The 15,962-nt window shown below is 30.5% G+C and carries 16 protein-coding genes; 4 read left to right on the forward strand and 12 right to left on the reverse strand.

What is annotated here, in order from left to right; translation table 11 throughout:
* The first annotated feature begins 140 nt into the window (after positions 1 to 140).
* Positions 141 to 491, forward strand: coding sequence for a large conductance mechanosensitive channel protein MscL (mscL, locus tag FYJ81_RS02490; protein ID WP_107384942.1), 351 nt, complete (start codon positions 141 to 143; stop codon positions 489 to 491).
* A gap of 424 nt (positions 492 to 915) precedes the next feature.
* Here the strand turns inward: mscL and sbcC are convergent, their stop codons facing one another.
* The 8 genes from sbcC to sosA all read right to left on the reverse strand — a co-directional run bounded on the left by sbcC (position 916) and on the right by sosA (position 9,602).
* A complete protein-coding gene (sbcC, locus tag FYJ81_RS02495; protein ID WP_107384943.1) occupies positions 916 to 3,942 on the reverse strand; it encodes an exonuclease subunit SbcC in 3,027 nt (1,008 codons plus the stop codon).
* Positions 3,939 to 5,072 (reverse strand): exonuclease subunit SbcD, encoded by a 1,134-nt coding sequence (sbcD, locus tag FYJ81_RS02500; protein ID WP_154409259.1) that lies wholly within the window; start codon positions 5,070 to 5,072, stop codon positions 3,939 to 3,941. The genes sbcC and sbcD overlap by 4 nt, the downstream gene beginning before the upstream one ends.
* A 179-nt stretch (positions 5,073 to 5,251) precedes the next feature.
* Entirely contained in the window at positions 5,252 to 5,719 is a 468-nt protein-coding gene (locus FYJ81_RS02505) for a CcdC family protein (RefSeq protein ID WP_107384945.1), read from the reverse strand.
* Between the two features lie 260 nt (positions 5,720 to 5,979).
* Positions 5,980 to 6,165, reverse strand: a complete 186-nt coding sequence (locus FYJ81_RS02510) for a hypothetical protein (RefSeq protein WP_154409260.1) — start codon at positions 6,163 to 6,165, stop codon at positions 5,980 to 5,982.
* Positions 6,166 to 6,479: 314 nt separating this feature from the next.
* Entirely contained in the window at positions 6,480 to 6,719 is a 240-nt protein-coding gene (locus FYJ81_RS02515) for a YneF family protein (protein WP_019467986.1), read from the reverse strand.
* A gap of 212 nt (positions 6,720 to 6,931) precedes the next feature.
* Entirely contained in the window at positions 6,932 to 8,920 is a 1,989-nt protein-coding gene (gene tkt, locus FYJ81_RS02520; protein WP_107384946.1) for a transketolase, read from the reverse strand.
* Positions 8,921 to 8,996: 76 nt separating this feature from the next.
* Entirely contained in the window at positions 8,997 to 9,245 is a 249-nt protein-coding gene (locus FYJ81_RS02525) for a DUF896 domain-containing protein (protein ID WP_019467988.1), read from the reverse strand.
* A gap of 123 nt (positions 9,246 to 9,368) precedes the next feature.
* On the reverse strand, positions 9,369 to 9,602 hold the full coding sequence (sosA, locus tag FYJ81_RS02530; RefSeq protein ID WP_107386448.1) for a DNA damage-induced cell division inhibitor SosA: 234 nt from the start codon (positions 9,600 to 9,602) through the stop codon (positions 9,369 to 9,371).
* 141 nt (positions 9,603 to 9,743) lie between these two features.
* Here sosA and lexA point away from each other — a divergent pair, with 141 nt between their 5' ends.
* Positions 9,744 to 10,367 carry a transcriptional repressor LexA gene (gene lexA, locus FYJ81_RS02535; RefSeq protein WP_019467990.1) on the forward strand — a complete coding sequence of 208 codons (624 nt, stop codon included), beginning with the start codon at positions 9,744 to 9,746 and terminating at the stop codon, positions 10,365 to 10,367.
* A gap of 190 nt (positions 10,368 to 10,557) precedes the next feature.
* Here lexA and FYJ81_RS02540 read toward each other — a convergent pair whose 3' ends face one another.
* The 3 genes from FYJ81_RS02540 to rpsN all read right to left on the reverse strand — a co-directional run bounded on the left by FYJ81_RS02540 (position 10,558) and on the right by rpsN (position 13,032).
* Positions 10,558 to 11,574, reverse strand: a complete 1,017-nt coding sequence (locus FYJ81_RS02540) for a CAP-associated domain-containing protein (protein WP_107385287.1) — start codon at positions 11,572 to 11,574, stop codon at positions 10,558 to 10,560.
* A 20-nt stretch (positions 11,575 to 11,594) separates the two neighbouring features.
* Positions 11,595 to 12,572, reverse strand: a complete 978-nt coding sequence (gene guaC, locus FYJ81_RS02545) for a GMP reductase (RefSeq protein ID WP_107385286.1) — start codon at positions 12,570 to 12,572, stop codon at positions 11,595 to 11,597.
* Between the two features lie 190 nt (positions 12,573 to 12,762).
* Entirely contained in the window at positions 12,763 to 13,032 is a 270-nt protein-coding gene (rpsN, locus tag FYJ81_RS02550; protein WP_019467805.1) for a 30S ribosomal protein S14, read from the reverse strand.
* Positions 13,033 to 13,257: 225 nt separating this feature from the next.
* On the opposite strand from rpsN, the gene rpmG reads away from it, so the two are divergent.
* Positions 13,258 to 13,407 carry a 50S ribosomal protein L33 gene (gene rpmG / locus FYJ81_RS02555; RefSeq protein ID WP_017724369.1) on the forward strand — a complete coding sequence of 50 codons (150 nt, stop codon included), beginning with the start codon at positions 13,258 to 13,260 and terminating at the stop codon, positions 13,405 to 13,407.
* 439 nt (positions 13,408 to 13,846) lie between these two features.
* Complete coding sequence (locus FYJ81_RS02560) at positions 13,847 to 14,095, forward strand: hypothetical protein (protein WP_107385306.1); 249 nt, start codon at positions 13,847 to 13,849, stop codon at positions 14,093 to 14,095.
* A gap of 333 nt (positions 14,096 to 14,428) precedes the next feature.
* Here the strand turns inward: FYJ81_RS02560 and FYJ81_RS02565 are convergent, their stop codons facing one another.
* Positions 14,429 to 15,916, reverse strand: a complete 1,488-nt coding sequence (locus FYJ81_RS02565; protein WP_107385305.1) for a catalase — start codon at positions 15,914 to 15,916, stop codon at positions 14,429 to 14,431.
* Positions 15,917 to 15,962: the final 46 nt, after the last annotated feature.

The following is a 15,962-nucleotide window of genomic DNA, read 5'->3' on the forward strand; positions in this document are numbered from 1 at the left end:
TTTTTTAGTTTTACCATTCATAAGAGTAACAAACATCTATGTTAATATCAAATTCACTTTTAAAAAGTATTTTCTTAATTTAATAAATATTGTATAATAACATTTATATTAAAAAAATTTAATTAAGAGAGGTTATTAATATGCTACAAGAATTTAAAGATTTTGCATTAAAAGGGAATGTCTTAGATTTAGCAGTAGCTGTAGTTATGGGTGCAGCTTTCAACAAAATTGTAACAGCTTTGGTTTCATATATTATCATGCCATTAATCGGTTTAATATTCGGTACCGTTGATTTTGCCAAAAGTTGGTCCTTCATGGGTATCAAATACGGTATGTTTGTACAATCGATTATAGACTTTATTATTATTGCATTTGCATTATTTATATTTGTTAAAATTGCAAATACATTAATTAAACAAGAAGAAGAAGAAATTGAAGAAAACACAGTATTATTAACAGAAATTCGTGATTTATTACGTGAGAAACAATAAGCAGCAAGCAACAAATACATTATTTAGTTATCTCATATTAGCGTAAGCGATGAGGATAGACCCGTAAATGAATTTTGAACATTCATTTACGGGTCTATTTTTATCTATAATTCCTAATTTTGTTTTCTTAGACTCATCAGACTGTGCAATCTAACTCTTTTAGATAGGCTTGTATTTGCGGAAACTTTGTCCTAAATATTCAGTTGAGCATTACTTGTGTTAACTATTTACTATAAAATCAATACACAACCATATTATTATTAAATCTTAAAATTTAAATCGACGTATCATCATTGTTACTATGCTTATTTCAATGGACAAAGTAATCAAATATACATCACCTATTCATTTAAATGCTTATAGCTTTAAGATTAAAAAACAGTGAATTTACTTTATCAAAAAGTAATTCACTGTTTTTTTGTTTTTATTGTTTTATAAAGTTTGTTGTACTTTGGTATTGCTCAGTTTGTACTTCTAAAATAAGCGGAATACGTTGTTTTAGTTCGCTAACATGAGAAATAATTCCAACCATTCTTCCAGAAGATTTTAAACTAAGTAGTGTATCCAAAGCAGTTTCCAGCGTTTCCTGATCTAAGGTGCCAAATCCTTCGTCTATGAACATAGAATCTAATGCAATCCCACCAGATTCTTGTTGCACCACTTCACTCAAACCTAATGCCAGCGCTAAAGAAGCTTGGAAGGTTTCCCCTCCCGATAACGAGGTGATATGTCTCTTTTTATTAGAGTGAGAATCAAATACATCTATTTCCAAACCACTATACCCTTTTGAAGTTTGTTCCCTTCTAACTAATTGATACCTTTCACCCGTCATCAATGATAAGCGCTGGTTCGCATGAGCAAGTATTCGTTCTAAATAATATATTAAAACAAAATTTTCCAAAGTTAATTTTTGTTCATTTTTTCCAGATAATACTTCTGCTAATTGAAAAACTTCTTGTTGTTCTTGTAATTCTTTTTCTAAATGATTTATAACAGCATAAATATTATCGATTTTCTTATTGTTAAATTCAAGTTTATAATTATGTTGACTTAACATCGATTTAGCTTGATCTAGTTGTACTTTTTCTTGTTCATAATCTTTTTTTAATTGAGAAATATCATGTAATTCTTGGTTATTAATTTCTGCTTCTAGCTGATTAATGATAATTTCAAATTGTTGTTTCTCTTGATTGAACTTATTTATTTCCGCTTCTATTTTTACTTTATTAGGAATTTCATTAATGGTGTGTTCTACATCTTCCAATGATGTAAAGCCTATCCTATTCATTTCATGATCAATTTTTTGATTTGCTTCTTTAATATCCTTTTGCAAACTCTTTATAGTATTTTCTAGATGTGTTTTATTATTCATTTCAAGTGACAGTTCGTTATTATATTTTTGAACTTGCTGTACTAACCATTCATATTGCTTTTGATATTCATTTACTTCCTCTAATGATTTATCATAAGCCGTAATAAACTTATTCACATCTTTATATTGTGTGGTATTTTCAAAGTCATTAATCATCAGTGTGCTTTCATCTAATTTGAATTGTTTTGTTTTTAAATCCAATTCTAACTCATGTGATTTTTGCCTTAAATTTAAAATTTTCTCTTTAAGGTTTCTAATTTCTTCATTTTCCTCTTCTATTAATCCTTTTTCTTTCAAAAGGTTATCCTTAGTTAATTCAAGCTCTGTATAGTTAATTTTTTCTAACTCATCTAAATTAAATCTATGTAATTGTTCTAAGATGTGCTGTAATTCACTATCATATTTGATTTTTTGTTCTTTTAACTTTAATCGTTGTTGTTCAATATTATTGAGTTGGTCATGTCTTTTTGTAAGTTCATCAAAATCAATATGATGTTCAATTTCATGAATCTCATTCCCACAAAGTGGGCATTTGTCACCTTTAGAAAGCACTGATTGTAATTTAATAATCATATCTTGTTTATTGTTTAAATCTATATTTGTTTTATCAATAGCTTTATATTTATCATCTAATGCATTTATTTCAGATTTAATATGTTCATTTTTCGCTGTTATGTCAGTTTGTCGCTTTTGCAACGCTTGATATTCTTTTTTATTTAACTCATTTTGTTTTTTAATTTTAATTTCATTATCCAACTGATGTATTTTTTCATTAAGTTGTTCATTTCTTTTATAATCTGGCTCTCTGTCATTTAATTTTTCAATATATTGATTAAGTTGTTGCTTTTGTTTTTCGTACTGTGATTTAAACTCACCGTATGTGTTTTTTAAATTTTCAATTTGCTGGTATAGCTCTTTATATTTATCAATTTTTTTATAAAATATTTTACAATTTTCTATAAATGTTTTCGATTTATCTATTGTCTCAGATAAGTCTTTATGTTTTGCTAATTGTTTCTCACAATTTTCTAATTGCTCCTGTAAATTTGATATGCTTGTTATTGTTTTTGCTTTATCTTTTTCTATCTCTTTATGCTTATTTAAAAGTTTTTCTTTTGAGTCAAGTAAATTGGAGAGCGGTCTTACCTCATTGATTTCATTTAATAATTTTATTTGATTTTTTATATAATTTTGATTGGATAACAAAGCTTCTTGCTTTTGTTTATTTTCTTCGAGACTTGTCATTGCATCTTGAAGTTTCAAATTACGATTTAATAAATTTTCAGCTTGCTCAAATTTTTCGATACTTCTTTTTTTAGCTGTTAATAAATCATTTTGAATAGATTCGCCTATACTTTTGAATTGTGGTATTAATGCTTTGATTTTATCAGTTTGTCTTGAATTTACTTCTTTATACTCATTTAATAAGTTCTCATCAAAAGTATCTAAATCCATCCAATCCGTTTCAAGTGTATGATAACGCTTTTCAATATTCGCCCTTACTTCTTTAACATCATCATTTAACAATTTTTGTATTTCTTCAAATCTTTGACTATTAAACAATGTTCTTAATATTTCCTGTTTTTCTATACTTTTAGATAATAAGAAACGTTTAAATTCACCCTGAGGAAGGATAAATAATTGTCTAAACTGTTCTGAATTAACACCAAGTAACGTTCTAATAAATTGATTTCCAGCATTCACTTTACTTTCACGTAATTCAAATGTATCTTCAAGTTGATAAATTAAAAGTTGTCCAAGTGTTTTATTTTTATTTCCTTCTTTTACAAATGCGCCTTGTCGATTAATTTTATAAATACTATCTCTCAATTTAAACTCGAACTCAACGACCATTGGTGATTTACCGTCTGCAAAATGACTACGTAAATCTCCTTCATTCCTATCTTTTGTCGATGCTTCACCAAATAAAGCAAATACAATTGCATCAAATATCATTGTTTTTCCTGAACCTGTTTTTCCACTAATTAAAAACAATTGATCATTATTTACTTGTTGAAAATCAATGGTTTCGTCTAAAAATGGGCCGAAATTTGTTAATTTTAATGTTAAAGGTCTCATTTAGTCTGATCTCCTTCAAGTAAATGATTTAATACTTTACCAATTTTATTATTTTGAATACTTGTTAATGATTGATCCGTCACATTCTCAAAAAATTTATTAATGATTGTTGTATCATCTAATTTTTGTATTTCTATATTTTCATGATGTAACGGAGTATTAAATTCAAAAGAACTATTGGTAAGCGCCAACGTGTTTGGGTATATTTGTTTCAAATGCATCATAGGATCACTAACATGTGACATATGTTTTAACTTGAAATGTAAATAGTTGTTTTTATCTTTTATGCTTAATTTTTCTTGAATAGCGTCTTCATAATCCCCTTCAATTACTTCTAATTGTCTTAAGGGCATTAATGGCCTAAATATACTTTTCAATTTATGATCTATCATTTCAATTACTCTATAACCTTTAGGTTGTGTAGTTTCTGAAAAAGAGTATTGTAATAAAGAACCACTATAATGAATAAAATCTGAATCTATACTAAATGGATGATGTAAATGGCCGAGTAACACTGCATCAAATTGCTGAAATGAATTTTCTGTAACTGATTCAACAGTGCCAATCGTCAATGCTCTCTCAGATTCAGTGCGTATACCACCTTGAACTGTGAGGTGGCCTATTAGTATATTGACTTTATTTGGATTAATATTCTGTGTCATAAATTCTATTGATTTACTCACGGCTTGTTGATGTGTTTCTATCTTTTTATCATTAAAGAAATAACTTGTTTCATTCACTGTAGAAAATGGTAATGTATAAAAATCAATATTTCCAATGGTAATAGGATCACACATATCTTCAAGTGAGGTTCTGATATAAAGTTGAGATTTTTCAAACCACTTTGAGCCATAATTTAACCGTTCTTTACTATCATGATTTCCACTTATTATCACCAACGGAATGTTCATTTCTAAATTTAATGTATTAATTGTATTTTCCAATAACTGTATTGCAGCTTTGTTGGGATAACTAGTATCATATAAATCACCTGCAATTACGATTACATCTGGTTTTTCGTCGCCCATTTTTTTAATAAATTGATCTAATATATGTGCTTGGTCTTCTAGCAATGATTTTCCGTTCAAAATCCGCCCTAAATGCCAATCAGCTGTATGTACAATTTTCATTCTATCACTCCTAATAGAACATCCGTTCGATTTTATGATATAATACTCCTACTTAATACTCAAGTAATTTTTCAAAATATAAAAGAGGCTACTTAAATTCCATGATTTTTAAGGAAATTTAGTAGCCCTTTAGTATTAAGCATATTCAATTACTCTAATATAATTATTACTTCATTCGCTTATTTAATTAATGTTTTCTTAACTTTTTTATATTGATATAACATAGCCAATCTCCAAGGTACAATCATACAAAAAGCAAGTAAGAAAAACATGCCACCAATTTCACCTGGATCTATTTTATTACTTATAAATATTTTCATAATTGTTCTGATTAACAACAGTGAAATTAAGATAATAGGAAAAGCTTTAGACCGCTTCATGTATACTTCGCTACCGGATGTTTCAAATCGAGAAGTCCAAATTAATATCGTCGAGAAAAGAACACCTAATACGATGCACTCTATTATTTCCATACCCGTTAATCTGAAATAAGGTACCACATACATTAATGCACCTGTTGCCATAAAAAATGGCGGTAAAATAATTTTCTTTTCATTTACTGGATATTGCTGCGCTTTCATTCTTACAACGATTACCCCAATACCCATTAAAAAAGCTACAACTATAGAAAAAACTAAATATAACATGCTTACACCTTCTTTATGTTACTGGCTTAATCTCCACCTCAAATAGTATATCATTTTACTATTTAACATTCAGTAATTTTAATATGTTTTCATTTGGTCTGTATAGCATGTTATTTAGCCTTATCTGTATATTTCAAAAATTCAATTATGTATAGGTGATATATAGTATCAAAAGATTAATGTCAACGTCGGGAGGTATTGATAGAAAATTACTCAAAATAAAATAAGCCTTGTTTCAGACTTATCTTATTCATTGCTATTTAAATAGCGCGTGTTGTGTCACAAGCTGACAATGCATTTTCTAAAGTATATCTAAGATAATTCATATCATGAATTTGCATCGCGTTGTGATATTCTTTGAAAGCTTCATCAGTAGAAAAGTTAATATGCATATTTGCTAATCGATCTAAAACTTCTTTGCCTTCCATGTCATAAGCACTCTTCACTTATTAATACCTCCCTTATATATACAAATTATAACAAATATGATTTTACAATCAAATATTTACTGAATATTTAAAAAATAAATTACATTCACTATCACTTTAATTATTTTAATGCCCATTAAAAAAACCTAATCCGTCTATAAAATTTCGAAACATTAAAGTATGATTTGCAAATGACAAAAATTGAGTAGCATCACATTTATATGACCGAACCAGGATTATATTCTCATTTTTTAAATATAATAGGTATTTGTTCAAATCAAAAAAGCTGACGATTTACTAGTAGGTAGTAATCATCAGCTTTTCACAAGACGTTATTTCTTCTTCTTGAATGCGTCGTCTTGATTTTTATTCATCATTGTCATCATTTGATTTATTTTCTTTTGAGATGGTTTTTGACCCATTTGCATCATCATCATTCGTAGCATTTCTTCATTAATTGGTGGGTTCTTTTTCAGATAATCCATCATATATTTTCTCGCAAGGAAAAATCCACCGACTAGTCCTAGAATTAGTGCTAACACGATTAATAAAATTGCTAACCAAGTTGCCATTGTTTCACCCACTTTCCTATCCTAATGCATTTTACTAAAATAACCACTCCTTTTCAAGAGTGACTCAATTAATTTATATTTCCAACCTTATGTATTATATCAATTATAATTTCAGTTTGTAAATATAATCCAATCTTTATTTATAATTAAAAATTGGTATGAGAACAAAAGCTCTCATACCAAAAATGTTACCTATCTTTTTATCTTAATAATTAGAACGTTTGAATTTGATTTAAGACATTTTCTTTAGTGAAACCATATTTTTCAACTACTAAATCACCAGGCGCACTTGCACCAAATCCATCAATACCAATCACTTTACCTTCAGTACCAACATATTTATGCCAACCTAATGATGATGCCATTTCAATAGCAACACGTTTTGTAATTGAAGAAGGTAAGATAGATGCTTTATATTCATCGGATTGTTGATCGAATGCATTCCAGTTAGGCATTGATACAACACGTACACCTTTACCTTGTCCTTCTAAATCTTTAGCAGCTTCAATGGCTAAATTAACTTCTGAACCTGTAGCTAATAGTAAGTACTCTGGATCTTTATCTGATTCAAACACTACATAAGCACCTTTACGCACACCTTCTTCAACAGTTTCTTTAGGTAAGTCCATTGTTGTTAGGTTTTGACGTGTTAATACTAAAGATGTAGGTGTATTTTCTGATTCCATTGCTACTTCCCAAGCTACACGTGTTTCATTACCGTCTGCTGGACGAATAACATTCATGTTTGGAATTGCACGTAAACCAGATAATTGTTCGATTGGTTCATGTGTAGGGCCATCTTCACCAACTGCAATTGAATCATGCGTGAAAATAAATGTTGAATTTAATCCCATGATTGCTGATAAACGAAGTGCTGGTTTTAAATAGTCACTAAACACGAAGAAAGTTGCACCATATGGATGTAAACCACCGTGAGCAGCCATACCATTTACAGCAGCACCCATTGCAAATTCACGTACACCAAACCAGATATTTTTACCTTCAGGTGTATCTTTATCAAAGTCAACCGCATCTTTAACGTTTGATTTGTTTGAACCTGCTAAGTCAGCTGAACCACCAAAGAATGAAGGTACTGTTTTACTTAGTGCTTGTATTACTTCACCAGAGTCTGCACGTGAAGCACCACTATGGCCAGCTTCAAATTCTGGCAATTCATTTGAGTAGTTCGTTGGTAATTTACCACTGATTGCCAATTTGAATTCTTCAGCTAATTCTGGATATTTTTCACTGTATGTTTCAACAAGTTTATTCCAGTTTTCTTCTTTTTCATTAGCACGTTTTAACATTGTTTGTTGGAAAATTTCATATACTTCATCTGGTACGTTAAAGCGTTTTTCAGGATCCAAACCATAGTTTTCTAATGCTAATTTTCTTTCTTCTTCACCTAATGGAGCACCGTGTACGCCATGAGAAGCTTGTTTATTAGGCGCGCCGTAACCAATGATTGTTTTCACTTCAATGATTGTTGGTACATCTGAAGTTTTAGCTTCTTTAATAGCATTATCAATAGCATCTATATCATTACCATCTTTAACTAAAATGTGTTTCCAACCATATGATTCAAAACGCGTTTTAACATCTTCAGAAAATGCTTTGTTTAAATCTCCATCTAAAGAAATGTCATTTGAGTCATATAATACAATAAGTTTATCTAATTGTGTATGACCAGCTAATGATGCTGCTTCATGTGAAATACCTTCCATTAAATCTCCATCAGATGCTATTACGTAAGTATGGTGATCTATTACATTAGCATCTTCTTTATTAAACTTACCAGCAAGATGTTTTTCAGCTAATGCCATACCTACAGACATAGCAAAACCTTGTCCTAATGGGCCAGTTGTTACCTCAACACCATCAGTATGTCTAAACTCTGGATGGCCTGGAGTTTTTGAACCCCATTGTCTAAATTGTTTTAATTCATCTAATTCTAAACTACCTGAAACGTGTAATAAACTGTATAGCAATGCAGAACCATGGCCTGCAGACAATACAAAACGATCTCTATCGAAGAAATCTTTTGATTGGGGGTTGAAATTTAAGTGGCGTGTCCATAATGTATATGCCATTGGAGCTGCGCCCATTGGTAATCCAGGGTGACCTGAGTTTGCTTGCTCAACAGCATCGATACTTAAGGCTCTTATCGTATCTATCGCTAATTGATCTTTTTCTTTATTCATCTAAATGACTTCCTTTCTTATAGCAAGTTTCATTACTATTATACCTTATTTAGTAATTATTTAACAAAAAATTGATTTAGTTATTATCTTTTTTATCTTTAGAATCTAATATTTTTTTCACCTTTTCAGGCGTTACATCATTGCCTTCTGGATCAATAACTCTCGTACTTTCAATTTGTTTTTTAAAGCTTTGTCGGAAAGAATCTAAATATGCTTTTCTTAATTTCGATTGTTCTTTCGATTCAGATTCAGTCAATCCTTGTTCTTTTTTCTTTTTTGCTAACTCATTTATACGCTTAATATCTACGGCATCATTTTTCGCCATAATAAACCTCCGTAATTCATAATATAGAAAATATAACAAAAAAATAAGCGAAACTAAATAGTTACGCTTATATTACCATTCTACTAAATAAATTCACTTTCACAATACAGTTGGCTTAATATTTTATTTGGCTTTTGCTAAAAATTGATTGAGTGTCCGTTCGCTTTTTTCATCTGAATTCATTTGATACTGTTCGTCTTTTGTAGAAATATTTGTGATTTGATGATCTGTCATTTCGTACGTTTGTTCTGATTTTGTATTATAATAAGCACTTAATATAAAGACAGTACTCAAAATCATTGTAACTAGCAATACTGTAATATAAGGTTTAATTTGATATATATATAGTTTGAACATATAAGTCACTCCTAGAACGTTTGTTTGTACTTAAACTTTATCAGAACGTCTGTTCTCTGTCAACACGAAAACGAACAAACGTTTGTAAACATAAACAATACATGCTATAATAAAAACAAATTAACGTAGGGAGTGCCTATTATGAGAGAATTAACTAAGCGACAAAATGAGATTTTTGAGTATATTAAACAGACTGTTCATTCAAAGGGTTATCCACCAAGTGTTCGGGAAATTGGTGAAGCTGTTGGTTTAGCATCTAGCTCAACTGTGCATGGACATCTATCCAGATTAGAAGAAAAGGGTTATATAAAAAGAGATCCAACTAAACCACGTGCAATTGAAATTGTTACCGAACAATTAGGGGAAACCGTGAATATGGAATCTACAATTCACGTGCCAGTCATTGGTAAAGTCACAGCAGGTATACCTATTACTGCTGTTGAAAATGTTGAAGAGTATTTTCCGTTACCCGAGCATTTCACTTCAACGCATAACAGCGATATTTTCATCTTAAATGTTGTTGGTGATAGCATGATTGAAGCGGGAATATTAGATGGAGATAAAGTTATCGTAAGAAGCCAAACTATTGCTGAAAATGGTGATATTATTGTAGCAATGACTGAGGACAATGAAGCTACAGTCAAACGTTTTTACAAAGAAAAAACACGATACCGTTTACAGCCTGAAAATAGTACAATGTCGCCAATCTATTTAGATCAAGTTGCTGTTTTAGGTAAAGTTGTCGGCCTGTTTAGAGAAATTTAATTTTATAGATAAAGACACTCTCAATTAAAATAAGAGGCTACGCTTATAGCGTAGCCTCTTATTTATTGTCATTTTTTTCTAAGACATCTTTCACTTTTTCTAGTATATCTTCTGTTTGATCTTTTTTATTTGTTGTCATAATACCTCATCCTCACAGAATATAGATACCCTTTTCAACAATGCATAAACACTATCCCGTATAATTTTCAGTCCAATAAGGTTGTTTATGTTCATTAAAATCAACGCCGACACCTAAAGTATTAAATTCTTTTTTAAGAATATTTTTTCTATGACCTAAAGAGTTCATTAATCCTTGATGAGCATAAATGCTACTTGGTTGACCATAAGCTAAATTCTCGCCAGCTGCATTAAAATCATGTCCATCTTGTTCTAATCTATCAAATGGTGAATCCCCAGATTGATTATTATGGTCAAAATAATTATTCTCCGCCATATCATTACTGTGTTTGCGTGCTGTATCAGAAATAGTTTCAGAATAATCTAATGTATTTAACCCATGTTGTACTCTTTCAGCATTGACCAAATCAAAATTTTGAAGTTCAAAACTTTTTGCTAAATTACGCGAAGGCGTTGCATATTGATTTTGAAGTCTATTCTCCATTTTTTCACTTACTAATAGTAGCGCAGTGAGATTGTTGTCATTATGCTTATCATAAAAAGCTGTCGTGTAAATATTGTCTTTTTTAAAATTATCAAATTCATTATCGCGAACGTCCATACTCAAATGACCTTTACGTTTTGTAGTTATCGGATCACCTAATCGTTCTCTAACTATATCTTTAGGAGTACTATATTTAATTTTAGATTTTGAAGAAATAACATTTTGATTACTGTATAGTCCGTTCACTTTACCTTTAATATAACTTACCATAATAAAGCTTCTATAATTCTCCGAATAATACGCATACCATTGTGTACCATATTCATTTGAAGTAACGCGTTTTGCTTTACCTAGTTTTCTTTCAACTTCAGCCTTCGACATATTCATTTGAATATTATTCAAAGCAAATTCTTGCTCATCAGGTACTTTCAAAGCATTTTGAGTTTGTGACTGTTCCGATGATGACCAACTATCTACTTTTGCTTTAAATTGTTGTTGCAAATTTTCTAAAGGTGTAAATTCTTTGATTGGAACAATTAAAACAATACAAAGAAGTACAATTACATATAATAAAAAGCGTTTAATTTTTTACACCTACTAGTTTATTAGTCTCTGTCTCCATTAAAAATGGAGTTTCTTACTATAACATAATCTACTTTAGTCAATGAATTTAAATCATCGCCACCCGCATATGAAATAGAACTTTGTAAATCTTGTTGCATTTCAATTAATGTATCTTTCAATAAACCTTTATGTTCAACAAACATTTTTTTACCTTCAACGTTTTTGTGTTCACCTTTTTGGAACTCAGACGCACTACCAAAATATTCTTTATACATTTTTCCATCTAATTCAACGGTTTCACCAGGAGATTCTTCATGTGCTGCAAATAATGAGCCTACCATAACCATTGATGCACCAAAACGAATTGATTTAGCAATATCACCGTGCGTTCTGATACCTCCATCAGCTATTATCGGTTTTCTTGCAGCTTTACTACAATGGTTCAACGCAGCTAATTGCCAACCACCTGTGCCAAATCCTGTTTTAATTTTTGTAATACAAACGCGACCTGGTCCAATACCAACCTTAGTTGCATCTGCACCAGCATTTTCCAATTCACGAACACCTTCTGGCGTTCCAACATTACCTGCAATAACAAATGCTTCAGGTATGTGGTTTTTAATATGTTTGATCATATTAATAACGGCATCAGAATGCCCGTGTGCGATATCAATTGTAATATACTCAGGAATCACATTATCCTGTGCTAATTTTTCTACAAAATCAAATTCACGGTCTTTAATACCAACTGAAATTGAAGCAAATAATCCTTTATCATGCATTTGCTTTACAAATGGTATACGTGCTTCTTCATCGAATCTATGCATGATATAGAAGTAATCATTTTCAGCAAACCATTCTGCTAATGTTTCATTCATTACTGTTTGCATGTTTGCAGGTACCACTGGTAATTTAAATGATTTCGGACCAAATTTCACAGTAGTATCACATTCTGAACGGCTATTAACAATACATTTATTTGGAATAAGCTGTATATCTTCGTAATCAAATATCTTCATAATTAAACGAACCCCTAACATTTATTAATAAAATAGTTTTTAAAGGTAAGATTTTCAAATAAAATTCATAACTCTAAATAGAAATACTTAAACATAGGATAGTTATTTCCGAACAATGACATTTTATTTATCTTTACCATTAGTTAATATACATGCTTTTTCCCTAAATGTAAATGAACTAAAGTCCTAATTACCAACTTGATTTTTTCACGCCGGGAATTTGTCCTTTATGTGCATGTTCCCTAAACGCAATACGTGACATTTCAAATTTTCTCAGCACGCCTCTTGGACGACCAGTTACTTTACATCTACGTGTCAGTCTTGTTGGTGAAGCATCTCTTGGTAATTTTCTTAATGCTTCATAATCACCTTTTTCCTTCAAGGTTTTTCTTAATTCGTAATATTGTGCTACTAAGCGTTCTCTTTTTTGTTCCTTAGCAATTTTAGATTTTTTTGCCATAATATTCTCTCCTTTTTACAAATCGTAATTATTACGTTTTGTATAATAACACATTCTTTTTATTTATCAAACTAAAATGTTTAAATTATTAACATTCGTATAATGCTTAGAAATTTAACTTTAATTAACTACATACTTTTCAAAGATCAATCTTATTGAAATTAATGAAAGAATATGATATTATTTTAAAACGTAATGATTCCTGTTAAGAAAGAGGTGTTAACTTTGCGCGTAAATATAACATTAGCTTGTACTGAATGTGGTGATCGTAATTATATTAGCACTAAAAACAAGCGTAATAATCCAGAACGAATTGAACTTAAAAAATTCTGTCCTCGATTAAATAAATACACTTTACATCGTGAAACAAAATAGTTCTGTGCTTTCATTATCTTTTTAATACGACATTCAAACTAATTGTCTGGGATATAAACGTCTCGGACTTAGTATTAACGTCAATTCTATTCCTTTACTATAGAATTGACGTTTTTTTATATTTTAAATGGTAAAAACGCGGAACATATATCGCATCTATAAGAAAATGATAAGTTTATTATTTTGATTATGGGATTTATGTAGCTATTTTTAATATTTAAATGTTAATTGAATCATTGAAGATGAATGGTGATTTAAAACTTTTACATGCACAAAAATACGATAGTTTATTACAAATTATAATTTATTCATCAAAATTAATAGTTATTTAACAATAAAGTACTTAATTAACACTTTTAAATAGGTTAAGAGACTACTAATAAAGGTTGCCATGCCTTATAATAAATACAGTATATTAAAATATGTGGAGGCGTTTCATATGGAAAATCGTCATATTACAAATGAGCAAAAAAGGCATATTATAGATTCAATAACAGAGAAAACAAAAGATAAAAGTGTATGTAACTGCGGACATCCAAATATTGAAATATTAGACGGACATTATTTCCTACCATTGTTAACTGCTTCTTTAGGTAATGATCCGACACCTATGATAACTTTATTATGTAATAACTGTGGGAAAATGCATTTCTATTCACAAAATTTCTTAGGTATCAAAACTCGATAATTATTTTTAGTAATTGAGAAATAAATTACTGTTCATCACTCAGTCGCCTCATATGATGTGAGCGATAGTTAACAACCTTTGACAACCTACAAAGCCTCTGACTTTGTAGGTTTTTGTATGTGGAAATTTATAAAAACAAAGCAATACTTATAACATAGACTCGGTATAAATAAATATAAAAACGGATGATTTTTACTTTATATCGTAAAAATCATCCGCTTAAAATCATACACGAACTACATATATCTCAAATGTTTAACATAAATTAATTATTTTGTATAATTCCATGCGCCATTGAAGTATAAATATGCGTGTATAATTAAGATACATTTATTAATCTGCAATTTCTAAATCTACATCATTAATGTCAATGCCTAGTGCTTTCGCAACACCTTTACCATATTCGCTATCCGCTTTATAACAGTGACGAATATGACGATGTTGTACTTCTAAAGTAGTGCCTTGCATTTCATTAGCTGTATTTTCAAAAATACGTTCTTGTTGTTCTTTTGATTGTAATCTGAATAAACGACCTGGTTGTTCGAAATAGTTATCATCATCTTCTCTTAAATCATATTCATATGCTTCACCTTCAACTTTTAGACCAGGTTTTTTAAATTCAGGTTGATCTTCAAATGAGCCATCACTATTTGGATAGTAATGAGTACTGCCACCTTGATTATTATCAATAATTCTCATTTGGCCATCACGGCTGAATGGACAAATATTTTCCATACCTACACCTTTAGGTTGGTTAACTGGGATTTGCCAATGGTTCACACCTAATCTATAACGTTGTGCATCACCATATGAGAATAGTCTACCTTGTAACATTCTGTCTGGAGAAAAATCTATGCCAGGTACAATATTGGTTGGTGCGAAAGCAGCTTGTTCAACATCTTGGAAATAGTTGTCTGGATTACGATTTAATTCAAACTCTCCAACTTCTATTAATGGATAGTCTCCTTTATACCAAACTTTTGTTAAATCAAACGGATTATCTTTATGGTTACGAGCTTGTTCTTCTGTCATAACTTGGATATACATTTTCCATTTTGGATAGTCTTTATTTTCAATTGCTTCAAATAAATCACGTTGTGATGATTCTCTGTCTTCAGCAATTACGCTAGCTGCTTCATCAGGTTGTAAGTTTTCAATACCTTGTTGTGTTCTGTGATGGAATTTAACCCAAACACGTTCACCTTTATCATTGTACATAGAATAAGTATGAGAGCCAAATCCGTGCATGTTTCTAAAGCCTTTAGGAATACCACGGTCTGACATTAAAATTGTTACTTGGTGCAATGCTTCAGGTAAAGACGTCCAGAAATCCCAGTTATTTTGTGCACTTCTCATATTTGTTCTTGGGTCACGCTTCACTGCGTGGTTTAAACTTGCAAATAATTTCGGATCTCTAAAGAAGAACACTGGTGTATTATTTCCTACTAAATCCCAGTTCCCTTCATCTGTATAAAATTTCAATGCAAATCCGCGAATATCACGTTCAGCATCAGCTGCACCTCTTTCACCTGCTACTGTTGAAAAACGTGCAAACATTTCTGTTTGTTTACCAACTTCAGAAAAAATGCTTGCTGAAGTATATTGTGTAATATCATTTGTAACTGTAAATGTACCAAATGCACCTGAACCTTTTGCATGCATACGTCTTTCAGGAATAACTTCTCTATCAAAATGAGCCATTTGCTCTAAAAAGTACCAATCTTGCATTAATAGTGGTCCTCTAGGGCCTGCTGTCATACTATTTTCTCTATCTGAAATTGGTGCGCCAAATAGGCTCGTCAACTTTTTCTTGTTACTCATAATATTTCCCCCGCTTTTTCTTATTAATAATTATTATTACCTAGTA

Origin of the sequence: Staphylococcus sp. McC-251-APC-3A2, assembly GCF_009695665.1 — a bacterium.
Lineage (GTDB): Bacteria > Bacillota > Bacilli > Staphylococcales > Staphylococcaceae > Staphylococcus > Staphylococcus cohnii.